Origin of the sequence: Moritella sp., assembly GCF_033791185.1 — a bacterium.
GTDB lineage: Bacteria > Pseudomonadota > Gammaproteobacteria > Enterobacterales > Moritellaceae > Moritella.
The window spans coordinates 12,622-29,202 of record NZ_JASJHF010000046.1 but is presented as its reverse complement, the minus strand read 5'-3'; the positions used below and the strand labels follow the sequence as shown (position 1 = coordinate 29,202).

The 16,581-nt window shown below is 43.0% G+C and carries 14 protein-coding genes; all 14 read right to left on the bottom strand.

Annotated elements, in window-relative coordinates; genetic code table 11:
- Nucleotides 1-52: 52 nt before the first annotated feature.
- Nucleotides 53-976: a UDP-3-O-acyl-N-acetylglucosamine deacetylase gene (gene lpxC, locus QNK26_RS02885; RefSeq protein WP_319220756.1), complete on the bottom strand. Its 924-nt coding sequence runs from the start codon at nt 974-976 to the stop codon at nt 53-55.
- A 169-nt stretch (nt 977-1,145) separates the two neighbouring features.
- On the bottom strand, nt 1,146-2,339 hold the full coding sequence (gene ftsZ / locus QNK26_RS02880) for a cell division protein FtsZ (RefSeq protein WP_319220755.1): 1,194 nt from the start codon (nt 2,337-2,339) through the stop codon (nt 1,146-1,148).
- Nucleotides 2,340-2,369: 30 nt separating this feature from the next.
- Entirely contained in the window at nt 2,370-3,617 is a 1,248-nt protein-coding gene (gene ftsA / locus QNK26_RS02875) for a cell division protein FtsA (RefSeq protein WP_319220754.1), read from the bottom strand.
- A gap of 5 nt (nt 3,618-3,622) precedes the next feature.
- Nucleotides 3,623-4,441, bottom strand: coding sequence for a cell division protein FtsQ/DivIB (locus QNK26_RS02870; protein WP_319220753.1), 819 nt, complete (start codon nt 4,439-4,441; stop codon nt 3,623-3,625).
- 6 nt (nt 4,442-4,447) lie between these two features.
- The gene (locus QNK26_RS02865) at nt 4,448-5,386 is read right to left on the bottom strand and encodes a D-alanine--D-alanine ligase (protein ID WP_319220752.1); all 939 of its coding nucleotides are present in this window, start codon (nt 5,384-5,386) and stop codon (nt 4,448-4,450) included.
- Nucleotides 5,374-6,834, bottom strand: coding sequence for a UDP-N-acetylmuramate--L-alanine ligase (gene murC / locus QNK26_RS02860; protein WP_319220758.1), 1,461 nt, complete (start codon nt 6,832-6,834; stop codon nt 5,374-5,376). The genes QNK26_RS02865 and murC overlap by 13 nt, the downstream gene beginning before the upstream one ends.
- Entirely contained in the window at nt 6,835-7,902 is a 1,068-nt protein-coding gene (murG, locus tag QNK26_RS02855; protein ID WP_319220751.1) for an undecaprenyldiphospho-muramoylpentapeptide beta-N-acetylglucosaminyltransferase, read from the bottom strand.
- A 53-nt stretch (nt 7,903-7,955) separates the two neighbouring features.
- Entirely contained in the window at nt 7,956-9,152 is a 1,197-nt protein-coding gene (gene ftsW, locus QNK26_RS02850; RefSeq protein WP_319220750.1) for a cell division protein FtsW, read from the bottom strand.
- The gene (murD, locus tag QNK26_RS02845; RefSeq protein WP_319220749.1) at nt 9,152-10,507 is read right to left on the bottom strand and encodes a UDP-N-acetylmuramoyl-L-alanine--D-glutamate ligase; all 1,356 of its coding nucleotides are present in this window, start codon (nt 10,505-10,507) and stop codon (nt 9,152-9,154) included. The genes ftsW and murD overlap by 1 nt, the downstream gene beginning before the upstream one ends.
- Nucleotides 10,507-11,589 (bottom strand): phospho-N-acetylmuramoyl-pentapeptide-transferase, encoded by a 1,083-nt coding sequence (gene mraY, locus QNK26_RS02840; RefSeq protein WP_319220748.1) that lies wholly within the window; start codon nt 11,587-11,589, stop codon nt 10,507-10,509. Before mraY ends, murD begins: the two co-directional genes overlap by 1 nt.
- Nucleotides 11,583-12,992, bottom strand: coding sequence for a UDP-N-acetylmuramoyl-tripeptide--D-alanyl-D-alanine ligase (locus QNK26_RS02835; protein WP_319220747.1), 1,410 nt, complete (start codon nt 12,990-12,992; stop codon nt 11,583-11,585). Before QNK26_RS02835 ends, mraY begins: the two co-directional genes overlap by 7 nt.
- Complete coding sequence (gene murE / locus QNK26_RS02830) at nt 12,989-14,467, bottom strand: UDP-N-acetylmuramoyl-L-alanyl-D-glutamate--2,6-diaminopimelate ligase (protein ID WP_319220746.1); 1,479 nt, start codon at nt 14,465-14,467, stop codon at nt 12,989-12,991. Before murE ends, QNK26_RS02835 begins: the two co-directional genes overlap by 4 nt.
- A gap of 85 nt (nt 14,468-14,552) precedes the next feature.
- Complete coding sequence (locus QNK26_RS02825) at nt 14,553-16,280, bottom strand: peptidoglycan D,D-transpeptidase FtsI family protein (RefSeq protein WP_319220745.1); 1,728 nt, start codon at nt 16,278-16,280, stop codon at nt 14,553-14,555.
- Nucleotides 16,277-16,555 (bottom strand): cell division protein FtsL, encoded by a 279-nt coding sequence (gene ftsL / locus QNK26_RS02820; RefSeq protein WP_319220744.1) that lies wholly within the window; start codon nt 16,553-16,555, stop codon nt 16,277-16,279. The genes QNK26_RS02825 and ftsL overlap by 4 nt, the downstream gene beginning before the upstream one ends.
- Between the last annotated feature and the right edge of the window lie 26 nt (nt 16,556-16,581).

Below are 16,581 nucleotides of genomic sequence, written 5' to 3'. Positions count from 1 at the left end.
TCAGCGCTAACTAATACCGTCAGTTACGAGATACCAAAGCCATTCGGTTAGATTATAACGCCAGTTCTAAATTTGCGTCTAACCAACGAATCGGTGCATCTTGCGTTTCATCAACGGTGGTAAATTCCCACGCTTCTTGATTAGCAAGTAATGCTCTTAATAATACATTATTCATACCATGGCCAGTTTTGAATGCTCTAAACTCACCTAATATTGAATGGCCTGATAAGTACAGGTCACCAACAGCATCAAGTACTTTATGTTTAACAAATTCGTCTTCATAACGTAAACCGTCATCATTTAAAATACGGAACTCATCAACCACGATGGCATTCTCTAGACTACCGCCCAGTGCCAGGTTTTGTGATTGTAAATACTCAATATCTTTCATGAAGCCAAACGTACGAGCGCGGCTAATCTCTTGATGGAACCAATCGCCTGAGAAGTCGGCACGAATATGCTGGTTTTGACCTTCAAATACCGGATGATCGAACTCAATACGCAAATCCATGATAAAACCATGGTTAGAAGGTAAGAATTCAGCCCATTTATCACCATCTTCAACACGAATTGGTTGTTTGATTTTAATAAATTTCTTGGCACAGTTTAGTTCTGCTATTCCTGCACTTTGCAGTAAGAAAATAAAAGGACTAGCACTGCCATCCATGATCGGAATTTCCGCGGCATCAACTTCAATAATGATATTATCGATGCCAAGGCCAGCTAATGCTGCATTAAGATGTTCAACGGTAGAAATACGGTGACCATCTTCGCTAATGAGACAAGTACACAGCATCGTATCTTTCACCATGTCGGCTGATGCTTTAAAATCAACAACAGGATCGAGATCGATACGGCGATAGATAATACCGGTATTGGCTGCCGCTGGACGAAGATTTAGGGTAACCTTGTTGCCAGAATGCAGACCGATGCCAGTGCCACGTACCGCTTGTTTTAATGTTCTTTGTTTAATCATGAATGCCACCCTATTTAAATCTCGCACTCCAGCGCAAGGCCGAGCAATTTAGCACAGCCCTACTCGAAATGCAAAATCACCTATCCAGACATGTCTTATATACTTCAGTCTTTACGCTAAAAATAACGCCTAAGACTGAAGTATAATCTAACCACAAGCTAATAAAGTATTAGTCTGCCTGACGACGCAAGAACGCAGGAATATCAAGATAATCCGGTTCGCTTTTCGTTGCCGTCGTGGTATTGCTTTCACCAACAGCAACTTGCTGTGCAACATTTTGCACATCTACTTGCTTATCGGCTACAACGACTGTCGCTTTAGCTGTTTCTTCAACTTTCGCGGGTTCAACTTTGGCTTCTTCAAGTTTCTTCACTGGCGTTGGTACTAAGGTAATATCCGGTTTGTTTTCAGCACCGATACCCGTAACAACAACTGTTACACGTAGTTCATCGGTCATTTCAGGGTCAATTACCGCACCCACAACAACTGTTGCATTGTCAGATGCAAATGCTTTAACTGAGTTACCAACCGTTTCGAATTCTTCGATATTAATATCGAGTCCAGCAGTAATATTAACCAGAATACCACGTGCGCCCGCTAAATCGACATCGTCAAGTAGTGGACTTGAGATCGCCGCTTCAGCCGCTTCTTCAGCACGGTCTTCACCAGAAGCAACACCCGTACCCATCATCGCAGTACCCATTTCGCTCATAACTGTACGAACATCGGCGAAATCCACGTTGATAAGACCAGGACGAGTAATTAATTCTGCAATACCTTGCACAGCACCAAGTAAAACATTATTAGCGGCTTTGAAGGCATCTAATAAACTTACACCACGACCCAATACTTTCAGTAGTTTGTCGTTAGGAATAGTAATTAAAGAATCTACTTGTTCACTTAATGCATCAATACCCGCTTGCGCGTAAGTCAGACGACGTTTACCTTCAAAAGAGAAAGGCTTCGTTACCACAGCTACGGTTAAAATGCCTAACTCTCTAGCAATTTCAGCTACAACAGGCGCCGCACCAGTACCAGTACCACCGCCCATACCGGCCGCGATAAAGATCATATCTGAACCTTGCAGATGTTCACGAATAGTATCGCGATCTTCTGCAGCTGCCTCACGGCCTACAGCAGGGTTTGCGCCTGCACCTAAACCTTTCGTTATTGTGTTACCGATTTGAATAACAGATCCAGCGGCTGAATTACGCAATGCCTGTGCATCCGTATTAATTACAATAAATTCAACACCTTCAATTGTTTCACTGACCATGTGGTCAACAGCGTTACCGCCGCCACCACCAACACCAATGACTTTAATGACAGCTTCATCGTTACTATCATCGAGTAGTTCAAACATGGTAATTTCTCCAAAAATCTTGTTGGGGTTTTAAAACCCGCCTTTGAACCAGCTAGCTATTTTTTTAAACAGCTGATTACAACTATTCTTTTCTAAGACTACTTCTGTTGTTGGTTCGAACTGTTGTTCCTTGCCAAACTGAAGTAAGCCAACCGCTGTTGAGTACACTGGTGTATTTACATATTCAGTTAACCCATTGATATTCAAAGGGCTACCTATTCTAACTTGTGAATTAAATACGCCTTCGGCACATTCAACTAAACCTTCAATTTGTGCAGCGCCACCAGTGAGAACAATACCCGCTGCCAATTTTTCCAGTTTTAATGTGGTCAAAACAGTTTTCAATTCATCTTCAACCATTCCGAATAGCTCAGAATATCGAGGTTCTATCACTTCTGCAAGTGTTTGTCGTTGTAAAGTGCGCGATGGTCGACCACCGACGCTCGCCACTTCGATAGTATCATCACGTTGTAATAAATTAGCGTGTGCACAACCAAAGTTGACTTTAATATCTTCTGCATCTGCAGGTGGCGTACCAAATGCGTAGGCAATATCACTAGTAACTGCATTACCAGCATAAGAAAATACCGATGTATGACGTAATGAGCCATCATAAAATACGGCAATATCAATCGTGCCACCACCGATATCGACAACACAGACACCGAGTTCTTTCTCATCATCAGTGACCACGGCATAACTTGATGCAAGCGCAGAAAAAATTAATTTATCGACCCGTAAATCACAACGTTCAGCACATTTTACAATATTTTTTGCCATATCGTTGTGACAAGTGATCAAATGTACCTTAGCTTTCATACGCACGCCTGATAAACCAACAGGATTTTTAATGCGCTCTTGATAATCAATAGCATATTCCTGTGGGATCACATGCAAAATTCGATGTTCGTCACGAATTCGCACAGATCTTGCAGTATAGATCACGTTATCGACATCATCTTGTGTGACTTCATCTTCCGAAATAGCCACCATACCAATTTCATCTTGGCTGCTAATATGTTTACCAGAAATACTCAGATAGACTGACGATATTTTCATATCCGCCATCATTTCAGCTTCTTGTAATGCACGTTGTACTGCTTTAACCACAGATTCAAGGTCGTTTACCCCGCCTTTATCCATGCCTCGCGATGCACTTTCACCTAAACCGATGATGTTAAGCTCGCCGTCAGGTAATAACTCACCAACGACAACCGCAATTTTTGATGTGCCGATATCCAAACCTACAATTAATTTTCGTTCCATCGACTTAGTCATTATCATTACTCTTTATTGTCATTTTTCCAGCCAACTGAGAAACCTGTATCGTAACGTAAATCTATATAGGCTATTTTTTCTTTATCTAATACTGCGACATAATCGATATAGCGTTGGATCCGTGAGATCGCATCTTCTCGTCCTAATCGCAACATAATACCATTACTTAATACAACCGTTATCGCATTCCGCAAATTAACTGTCATTTTAACGATTTTATAATCGTTAAGCTGGAGTAATCCATTGAATTCATTATATTTAGATAATAATTGTGCAATTCTATCATTGGGACTATGAAGTTTCACTAATGATTTAGGTGCGCGGTTAATATCAGCATCAAACACAATACCATCTGCATTTAATAATTGGGTATCATTCCATACTGCCACAACGGGCTGTTCTTGAATATATACCCGCAATAAATCCGGCCAACTTTTACGCACCGAGGCATGATAGACCCAAGGCAATGATTCTATTTTTTCTTGAATATCATCTACATTGACCGAAAAATAATTTTCTATCGCCGGTTTTTGTAACAATACCGCACGAATATCATCATCACTGACGTACTCACGCTCACCTTGAATAATCAGCGCTGACATGGGCATTTTACTGGCATCAGTCAGGTATGCTTCCATACTGCTAAACATCCAACTAAAGAACACTATCACCATAAAGAAGAAAAACAGACCTAAACCACGCTTTAAACGTGACTGTCCTAATAGTTCAACGCAGGAGTCATCCGCTTGAATTTCAAGTTCGGTCAGCGCATAGATATTATCATCTAGCGCGTCAGGTAAAGGTGTCACAGTAGCAGTGGTCATGATTTATTAATGCGCTAGCGCGAGTACCTTAGACACTAAAGTTTCAAAGTCATAACCAGCTGCTTTCGCCGCCATTGGCACTAAACTTTTTTCCGTCATACCAGGTACCGTATTTACTTCCAATAACTGGAACTGGCCTTGCGCATCGAGCATCGCATCAACACGACCCCAGCCTTCCGCAGCTACCGCCTGAAATGCTTTTAATGCATACGCTTGTAATTGCTGGCGTTGTGCATCCGTGATCGGGGCTGGGCACAAATATTCAGTGGTATTTGACTGATATTTAGCTTGGTAATCATAAAACGTGTTTGGTGTTTTAAGTTGAATCACCGGTAGTACTTCGTCACCCAGAATCGCCACGGTAAACTCAGGACCTTCAATCCATTGTTCAATGAGGATTTCATTATCATATTCCAATGCTGCCATTACCGCGATTTCTAATTCCGCCACGTTATGCACTTTCGCCATACCAATACTTGAACCTTCTTTCGCTGGTTTAATGATCACCGGAGAACCAAGTTCAGCAATGATATCGTTGGCGATTTCAGTATTAAAATCAGTGGGCGTGACAATACGATAAAGTGCCGTAGGTAATCCTTGTGATTGCCAGATTTGTTTAGTGCGGATCTTATCCATCGCCAGTGCTGCGCCCAATACACGACTGCCGGTATATGGAATGCCAAGCAGCTCTAACGCGCCTTGCATAACACCGTCTTCGCCACCACGGCCATGTAAGGCAATAAATGCATGGGTAAAGCCATCACGACCAAGTTGATGTACATCGTACTCAGCAGTATCTAATGCATGCGCATCAACACCCGCACGCTGTAAACCGGCAGTCACAGCCGCACCAGATTTGAGTGAGACCTCACGTTCGGCTGAATTTCCGCCAAATAATACCGCTACTTTTTTAGTGTTTGTTGCGCTCATGATTACAGCTTCCATTGTTTCATCGTATCCACATTCATTGCCATTGCCGCGAGGTCTTTAGCTAGCGAACCAACATTACCAGCACCTTGAGTTAATACCAAGTCACCATCTTGCAAATGCTCAGCTAAAATAGCCGGTAATTCATCAGGACTCGAGACAAAAATCGGTTCAATATTACCGCGTTGTCGAATACTGCGACATAATGAACGGCTATCCGCACCAGGGATTGGCTCTTCGCCTGCAGGATACACTTCTAATAATAATAACAAATCAACTTTTGATAAGACGTTAGCAAAATCTTCATACAAGTCACGCGTACGGGTATAACGGTGTGGTTGAAATACCGATACCAAGCGTTTTTCAGGCCAGCCTGCACGTGCAGCGGTAATAGTAACATCAACCTCGGTTGGGTGATGACCATAATCGTCAACCAACATCACATTACCAGCACCTGAATCAAATTCACCAAGGTGATCGAAACGTCGACCGGTACCAGCAAAATTAGCTAATGCGGTGACAATCGCGCTATCGGCAATGCCATCTTCAGTCGCAACCGCAACTGCTGCAGCGGCATTTAGGGCATTGTGTTGACCGGGCGAGTTTAAGCTCACACGCAAATCATCATGGTCTTTACGACAAATAGTGAAGTGGCTTTGATGACCTTGTTGCACATAATCAACAATACGTACATCTGCATGATCAGAGAAACCGTAAGTGACGACCTGACGACCAACATCTGGGATCAATCTTTGAATAACCGCATCGTCGGCACACATCACAGCCAAACCGTAAAATGGTAAGTTATGGAGAAAATCAATAAAGGTTTTTTCTAACTTTGCAAAATCACCGCCATAAGTATCCATATGGTCGGCTTCAATATTAGTCACCACAGCAACCATCGGCTGCAATAACAAGAATGACGCATCACTCTCGTCTGCTTCGGCAATCAAATAACGACTAGTCCCTAAACCGGCATTAGTGCCAGTGCTTTTTACTAAGCCACCATTAACGTAGGTAGGATCTAAACCTGCTTCATGATAAATACCAGTCACCAGTGCCGTCGTCGATGTTTTACCGTGCGTACCTGAAATGGCAATACCATGACGAAAACGCATTAATTCAGCCAGCATTTCAGCACGTTTAATCACTGGGATACGGTTTTCATGTGCCGTCACAATTTCGGGGTTGGTTAAATCAATCGCTGTCGATACCACGACAACGCTCGCATCCATCACATTTTCAGCTTTATGCTCAAAGTTAATTTTGGCACCAAGTTTAACCAGACGTTCTGTCACTGGATTGGGCGCTAAATCAGAACCGGTAATTTGGTAACCTTCGTTAGCCAACACCTCAGCGATACCGCCCATACCTGCGCCACCGATACCAACAAAATGGATGGTTTTCACACGGCGCATCTCTGGCACCATAGTTCTGAGTTGTGCGATCTTTTGTTCAGGCATTATTTATCTCTCTTCACTTAACGCTGAACAGGCAATTGCGACCTGCTCAGTAGCATCTAGAATAGCGGCACTTTTAGCCGCGTTTGACATCATCACAAGGTGCGACTCGTCATCAATCCACGGCTGTAATAATGTAGCCAAATCAGCGGCATTAAATTGCGATTGTGGTATCAATACCGCACCATCCGCAGCCACCAATGATTGGGCATTTTTAGTCTGATGATCATCAACCGCATGCGGTAATGGAATGAAAATAGCAGGTAGTCCGGCAACAGCAACTTCGGAAACGGTTAACGCCCCTGCGCGGCAGACTACCACATCAGCTTGTGCATAAGCTTGCGCCATATCATCAATAAAATCAGTCACTAATATTTCAGCTGTCACACCAGCGGTTTGATAAGCACTGGTTACTTTGGCAGCATTGTTTTTACCGACTTGGTGACGTACACAAATTTTATCTTGTGGTAATAACGCCAGTGCAGCAGGTAAGGTATCGTTTAATACTTTCGCGCCTAAGCTACCACCAACCACTAATACTGTCAGTTTATCTTTGCGCACTCGAACCTGTTCATGCAAGGCTAAGACATCTTCGCGTACTGGGTTACCAACCAGCTCGCCATCAGTAAACGCACCAGGAAATGCCATTAATACCCGCTTGGCTATTTTAGCTAATAACCGATTGGTTAAACCCGCGGCAGCATTCTGCTCATGTAAAACCACAGGAATACCTTGTAGCCAAGCCGCCACGCCACCCGGTCCACTGGCAAAACCACCCATGCCTAATACGACATCCGGTTTAAAGTCTTGCAGCACTTTACGCGCCTGCAGCACTGATTTTAAAATGCGAAACGGCGCTGCGCATAAACGTTTAATGCCGTTGCCACGCACACCGGAAATATCAATAAATGAAATATCAAAACCATGCTGAGGCACTAAATCAGCTTCCATACGATCAGCTGTGCCAATCCAATGGATAGTCCAGCCTTGCTGTTGTAAATATTTTGCTACCGCAATACCTGGAAAAACGTGACCGCCAGTACCACCAGCCATCACTAATAAACGTTTTGTCATAATATGTTCTTTAATTGGTTATGAAATTTAATTCGTTATTGCAGTTATTGTGGTCATTCATGTGATGGTGCGTTACTCATAGTGTTAGTTGATATCGACACTTTTTGTGCGCGATATTCATAATCGATCCGCAACAATACCGCCACCGCACAACTCATGACTAACAAGCTGGAACCACCATAACTTACTAACGGTAAGGTGAGACCTTTGGTGGGTAATAAACCCGATGCTGCACCGACATTCACTAAAGTTTGAAAACAAAACCACACACCAATACTGATTGCCAAGAAACCAGCAAAAGATTGATCGACCTCCAAGCTACGACGGCCAATTTGCAACGCTTTAAATACCAAGAGCATTTGCAGCATCAAGACAATAAATACCCCGATGAAACCTAATTCCTCGGCAAGAATCGCAAATACAAAATCGGTATGCGCTTCTGGTAAATATTCTAATTTTTGGATTGAATTACCCAATCCTTCACCACTAAAGCTGCCCCGGCCAAATGCCATTAACGACTGCGTGAGCTGATAACCACTACCAAACGGGTCATCCCAAGGGTCGAGGAAAGAGGTGATTCGACGCATTCGATACGGCGATAATATCACCGCTAATACACCCAGTAAAATAGCCACGACGCATAATGCCATGAAGTGGACTAATTTTGCACCACCGATAAATAACAGCGCTACACTGGTGGTTAAAATAACCATTACCGAGCCAAAATCAGGTTGAAAAAGGAGCAATGCAGAGATAACGGCAATGACTAATAGACCATTCACAAAACCTTTATAACTTTCTTGTAATAAATCTTTTTGACGAACCAGGTAACCGGAGAAATAAGTAAATAAGGCAAATTTAGCGAACTCTGCTGGTTGCATATTCAACGGCCCAAACGAGATCCAACGAGTACTGCCGTTCACCGTACGCCCAATCACTAATACCAGTACCAGTAATGCGATAGCGACAAATAAGAAACGCACACTATTGCGCTCAAAAAATGCAATCGGCACATTCAGTACACAGACCGCAGCACACAGAGATACAGTTAAAAAAGTTAAATGCTTTTTCACGAACATAAACGGATCGTTACCCAAAGCAATACCTTCGGGTAATGATGCCGATGCCACCATCACTAAACCCACCATCATCAACACAATGGCCAATAATAATAACTGCCGATCATAGGCTGCGCCTTGCTGTGCTTCAGCCCCTAATAAGTAGCTTTTAGTTCGTGCTAAAAATTCCATTACAATGCCTTAACTAGTGCTCTAAAATGATCGCCTCGCGCCATAAAGTTAGCGTACATATCAATACTGGCACAGGCAGGTGATAACAATACCCAATCGCCAGGTTGCACCAGCTGACTAATTTCTGCAATCGCGCTATCTAAATCGTCAACCAACTTAGTATTCTCGGATAGAGCAGCAAAACGTCCACCATCTTTACCAAAACAATAAGTTAGCGCTATATCATCATGTAATGCCGGTATTAAAGGACTAAAATCAGCCCCTTTACCATCACCGCCAGCAATCAAATACAAACGTCCTTTAACACTGCTTTTCAGACCATCAAGCGCAGCTAGGGCAGCGCCGACATTGGTTGCCTTGGTATCATTGATCCACCTCACGCCATTCAATTCACGGATAAATTCACAACGATGTGCCAACCCCGTAAATTTGCGCAAACCCGGTAAGGTTTTAACTCTGTTTACACCCGCAGCATCTAGCAATGCTATCGCAGACAAAGCATTCATCCAATTATGTACACCAGTGATCTGCAATTCATCAGCGCTGATGATACCTTCACCTTGATATGCCAGCCAAGTTGACCCTTGCTTTTGGATCAAACCATAATCGGCAGCATCTTCACCAAAGCTATGTTTGATCGCATCACCACAGCCGTCTTGCTTGGCACACACAGTTAATCCATCGTCACGATTGGTTACTATGGTTTGCGCATGTTGATAAATCAACAGTTTAGCCTGACGATAAGCTTCAAAATCAGCATAACGGTCAAGATGATCATCACTGACATTCAGTACTGTTGCCGCAACAGCTTGTAAACTATGGGTGGTTTCTAACTGAAAACTAGACAGTTCTAATACATAGAGCTGGTAAGGGTCTGCCACATCCCGTAGATCTAAATCCAATAGGTCTAATGCCGGAATACCGATGTTGCCACCAATTGCGGTTCTGACCCCAGCCGCATTGGCCATTTCACCAACAAGGGTGGTCACCGTAGATTTACCATTAGAGCCGGTAATGGCAATGATAGGCGCTTTAGCTGCTCTCACAAACAGCTCAATATCGCCAATCACTTCCACACCACTTTGTTGTGCAGCAGCAATCTCAGGCGTTGCTATCGCAATACCTGGACTAACAATTAATTGTTTCGCTTGTAATAAGACCTCGGGATGTAATCCGCCTTTATACAAAGTTACCTGAGCAGGTAGTTCATCTTGCCCCGGAGGTGCATTACGGCTATCAACCACAACAGGAACAATGCCTTGTTTTAGGAAGTAGCGAACACAAGATAGACCGGTTTGACCGAGGCCGACAATAACAATAGCAGATGCCATATTCTGCTCAGATAATTGTGTCATTAGCGCACCTTCAACGTGGCTAAGCCAATGAGTACTAAAATAATAGTGATGATCCAAAAACGTACAATAACACGAGGTTCTGGCCAGCCTTTTAATTCGTAATGATGATGAATAGGTGCCATTCTAAAGATACGTTGACCACGTAATTTATATGAACCAACTTGTAAAATAACCGACACGGTTTCCATTACAAACACCCCCCCCATGATCACTAACATGAACTCTTGGCGCACCAATACGGCGAGTGTACCTAAACCGGCACCTAATGCTAATGAGCCAACATCGCCCATAAATACCTGTGCTGGGTAGGTATTGAACCATAAGAAACCCAGCCCAGCGCCAACCATCGCGGCGCAGACAATAACTAATTCACTGGCTTGTGGAATGTATGGAATGAACAGATATTCAGCAAATTTTACGTTACCAGTTAAGTAAGCTACTAGCATAAACGCGCCAGCCACTAGTACTGTCGGTAAGATAGCTAAACCATCTAAACCATCGGTTAAGTTAACAGCATTACTACTGCCGACGATCACGAAGTAAGTCAATACAATAAAGATCAGACCTAATTCTGGCATATATTCTTTAAAGAACGGCACCACTAAGGTTGTTTCTGCTGCAGAGCCTGCTGTCACATAAAGATAAACCGCAATCGCAATCGCCACAGCTGACTGCCAGAAATATTTCCAACGGGCAATTAAACCATCGGTATCTTTACGGATCACTTTGCGATAATCATCGACAAAGCCAATTGTACCAAAGGCAACAAACACAAACATCATCACCCACACATAAGCATTATCTAATCTTGCCCATAATAAGGTTGATACCAAGATAGCAATCAAGATCATCACGCCACCCATCGTCGGAGTGCCACGTTTACTGAAATGCGATTCAGGACCATCATCACGAACAATTTGACCAATCTGCATATCTTGCAAATAACGGATAAGTTTAGGGCCCATCCATAATGTCAGTAATAACGAGGTAATTATCGTGATAATTGCACGAAAAGTGAGATACGAAAAAACTCTGAATAGCGAGAAATGCTCACTTAAAGATTCGAACAACCAAACTAACATTTTCTTTCCTTTCCTGTATTTTCAACTAATGATTCAGCGAGCTTAGTGGCTAACAAGCTAATCACTTGCTCCATTTTAGCACTGCGAGAGCCTTTAAATAATAAGGTAAACAGCTGCGTTTCAGGTGCAGTTGTAACTAATTCAACAAGAGCATCAACTAATGCAGATTGGGCTAAAAAGGCACGCCCGCTTTCACCCGCGGTAAGTGCGGCCTCACGGCTCAACGCACCGCAGGTATAAACATGATCAACCTGTTGCTGTTGTGCATAATGGCCAACCTGCTGATGCATATCGGCGGTACTACTGCCAAGTTCACCCATATCGCCCATCACTAATACTGTTGTTGATGGAAAATGGGTTAATACATCAATAGCTGCTTTTACCGAAGCAATATTGGCGTTATAAGTATCGTCAATAATACGAATACGCGGGCTTAATTGCGATATTTTCAATCGCCCTTGGACATTAACCATCGATTCAAGACCGAGTTTAATGATATTAATATCAATACCAAAACAACTGGCCATTGCCGCAGCCGCTAATGCATTGGCGACATTATGACGCCCAGCAACCGCTAAGTTAATAGTACAATCCGCGCTTGGCGTGCACAACTTAAAGGCCGGATTACCTGCGTCATCAAACTCAATATCAGCAGCAAAATAATCCGCATCAGCATCAACAACCGAAAAACTCACCTGTCGCTGTGCATCAACCTTACGTAACCAGTACTGATAAAATTTATCATCTCGGTTAAGTACAGCTAACCCTTGCTGTTTAACACCGGATAATATTTCACTTTTCGCCGACGCCACGCCTTGTAAATCACCAAAACCTTCTAGATGAGCAGCATCAACATTATTAATTAACACCACGTCTGGCAATACCAAACCCGTGGTATAAGCAATTTCTTTCTTGTGATTAGCACCAAGCTCCATCACCGCAAATTGATCGTCGGCTTGTAAACGCAATAAAGTCAGCGGTACACCGATATCATTATTAAAGTTACCAGCAGTCGCTAATGTCGGCGCGACTAATTTTAAAATAGCCGCCAACATTTCTTTGGTCGTGGTTTTACCATTACTGCCAGTTAAAGCCGCCACTTTAGGCTGCACTTGTTCACGTACCATTTTGCCTAATAAACCCAGCGCAATACGACTATCTTTGACGACGATTTGCGGAATATCGACGGCTTGTTTTTTCGTCACAATCGCAGCGATGGCACCTTGCTTAGCTGCTTGAGCAACAAAACCATTGGCATCAAAGTTATCACCGCTCAATGCCACAAATAAATCGCCCGCTTTGATCGTTCTGGTATCTGTAGAAACAGCAGAGATAACGAGGTCATCCCCCTGCAATTTACTATTAAGCTGTACCGCAATTGCAGTTAACGCTAAATTAATCATTGTTGGTTATCCAGCATTTCGGTGATCGTTTCACGATCGCTATAATGGTGCTTGTTGACACCGATAATTTGATAATCTTCATGACCCTTACCCGCCACTAAGATAATATCCTCAGCAGCACTTTGACTCATCGCCCAGTGAATCGCTTGACGACGATCATGAATAACTTGCACAGCATCAGGCTTAGCAAGACCGACAAGCATATCGGTTACGATCATAGAGGCAGACTCAGTACGTGGATTATCATCTGTAATGACAGCAAGATCTGCAAATTGTTCAGCTACCTTTGCCATTAACGGTCGTTTACCTGTATCACGGTCACCACCACAGCCATAAATACACCAAAGTTTACCGTCACAGTGCACTCGTAGGGCTTGCAGGGCTTTTTCTAATGCATCAGGCGTATGGGCATAATCAACCACGCAAGCCGCTTGCCCTGCTTGCTTAAATAATTCCATACGACCACATACTGCAGATAATTTTGGTGCTACTTCTAATAACGATTTAAAATCATAACCTAACGCTAATAAACTCGCGCAAGCCGCCATCACATTTGAAGCATTAAACTCACCGATCAAGCCACATTGTAGCTTTCCCTCACCCCAGCTGGTTTTTAATTCACAACTAAAACCGGCGGTATCAAAGCTTAATTCACGGCAATATAAAAAAGCGCCAGTATGCGCAGATAAATCTTGTTGCACCGAAAACTGGATCGCATCAGGCCATTGTTGTGCCCATAACTTACCGTAAGCATCATCAACATTGAGGATCTTATGTTTTACCGCACCTTGAAATAAGATTTTCTTGGCACCAGCATAAGTATCCATATCACCATGGTAATCAAGATGGTCACGGGTGAGGTTAGTAAATAATGCCACATCAAAATCCAGAGCACTAACGCGACCTTGGGTCAAACCGTGGGAAGATACTTCCATGGCACACAGCTCTGCACCTTGCTGCAGTTGACTGGCTATTTCGGCTTGTACATCTAAACCGCTACCCGTGGTATTTTCTGTTTGTATTAACTGATCAAATAAACCATTGCCTATGGTGCCCATCACGCCGGCTTTACCTGCTAACAAAGTCACCCAATTAGCAATTATCTGAGTTATGGTACTTTTACCGTTGGTACCAGTAACACCGATCAGTTTTAATTGCTGTGAAGGGGACTGGTAAAAATCATCTGCTAATGCCGATAAAGCCTGATTAAGACCAAAGAAAGAGATAACAGGAATCTGTTCGATATAGTCGATATGACCATGTTCAGCGGCTGTATCAGCATCTTTAAGTACGCCCGTTGCGCCATTTTTTAATGCCTTGCTGATAAAGCGGCGACCATCAAGTGCATGGCCATTGACCGCAACAAAGCAATCACCGACTTGCACTTTTCGGCTATCAATGATCAAGGCATTAACCGCTAATTCAAGATCAATATTCCACGCTTGTAGAGATAACACTCGACATGACGAATTCATTTCAAAACCCTTAATATTTAAAGCCGTTAGAATTTAACAATCTTTTGCACCAAACAGTCCTTAACGTCTGAGCGCCCTTTAATTTTTAAGAGTCTTTGGCAGTTACCGTTAATGATTGTTTTCCATCTGGTGTTACATTTAACATTTGCAGTGTTCTTTCCATCACTTCGGCAAATACCGGAGCAGCAATGACACCACCGTAATAACGATCACCACTTGGTGAATCAATTACCACAACTAATGCAAATCGTGGATTGGACACAGGTGCGACACCAGCAAATAAGGCTACATAATCATCGCCATAACCACCGGCAATCGCTTTACGAGAGGTACCAGTTTTACCCGCGACGCGATAACCATCAATACGCGCTTTATCGCCCGTACCACCTTTTTCAACCACGCTTTCCATCATACTCAATAGCGCTTGTGCGTGGTTTTCAGATAATACCCGTTCTGATAATGGCATGGTATCTAACTTTCTAATCGTCAATGGTCGGTATAAACCACCCGAGGCGATCGTAGCATAAGCATGGGCAAGCTGTAATGTGGTCGATTGCATGCCATAACCAAATGATAATGTAGCATTTTCAAATTCTGACCAACGTGTACGACGAGGCATATAACCGCGACTTTCACCATTTAAAGTCAAGCTACTGACATTACCAAAACCAAACTGATGATAAGTATCCAACAGACGTTGATGGCCGAGTTTCAGGGCGATTTTACTCACGCCCATGTTCGATGAATAGCGTAAAATATCACCCAGTGTCATCTTGCCACGGTTACGGACATCTTGTACTAAACGGCCACCTAAACGCATGCGACCAGGGGAGGTATCAATCAAGGAATCGGCAGCAATAATACCATTATCTAAACCACTCGCAATGACCAAAGGTTTAATCGTAGACCCCGGCTCATAGCTATCTGTGATAGCGCGATTCTTTAATTTATAACTATCATATTTACTGCGATTATTAGGGTTAAACGACGGGCTATTGACCATCGCTAATATTTCCCCAGTTTTAACATCAATCATCACTAACGAACCTGATATCGCACCATTATATTTCACCGCTTTTTTTAAACGCTGATAAGCTAATGACTGGATACGCTGATCGATGCTTAATTGGATATTATTGGCTTGTTCACTTTGCTGAATAACCGAAATATCTTCGATGACATTACCTAAACGGTCTTTACGAACGATACGTTTTCCTTCCGTGCCGGTAAGAAAATCATCATAAGCCCTTTCAATGCCCTCAATACCTTTGTCATCGATATTAGTCATACCAACCACTTGTGCGCTGACCTCACCCGTTGGGTAAAACCGACGTGATTCTGGCGCGAGACTTACCCCGACTAATTTTAATTCATCAACATATTTCGCGACGGCGGGACTGATTTGGCGCTTGATATACATAAAGCGGCCATTGGAAGCCATGATCTTCGCCTGTAGGTCTGCAAGATTAAGATCTAGAATTTCTGCAAATGCTTGCCATGCGCGCTTCTTATCAAAGCTATTTTTATTCTTAATCGTACGAGGATCAACATGGATTGCCATTACAGGTACGCTAACCGCTAATTCAACGCCATTACGATCGGTAACAATGCCACGCTGGACTTGTTGTGATGCCACCCGTAATGAGCGCATATCAGCTTGCTTTCTTAAATGTTCAGGATTAATTACTTGGATATAAGCGGTACGAGCAAGCAGACATAAAAAAATGATCACCACAACGACGACAACTAAGTGATAGCGCCAAAGGATAAAGTTTTTTTGTTCTTCATTAGGGGTATTTTTACGATTTGTCACTGCTGTGTCACCAGTTGCTCTTCAGCGGTACTTGGTCGATACATGCCGAGTTTGTGTTTTGCGATGTATTCTATTTTACTGTGTTCTTCCAACGTACTTTGTTCTAACAATAAGTTACGCCATTCAATATCAGTAAAATCACGCTGAGTTAGTAGGTGTTCTTTATTATTAGTCAATAAACGAGTCTCATGGGTTAACATGATCACGGCAAAAGCGGAAATTAAGATGGCAACTAACAGACTAACGACACGCTTATGTTGGCCGATGTCAGTCATGATGACCCTACCTAAATCCCACTTAA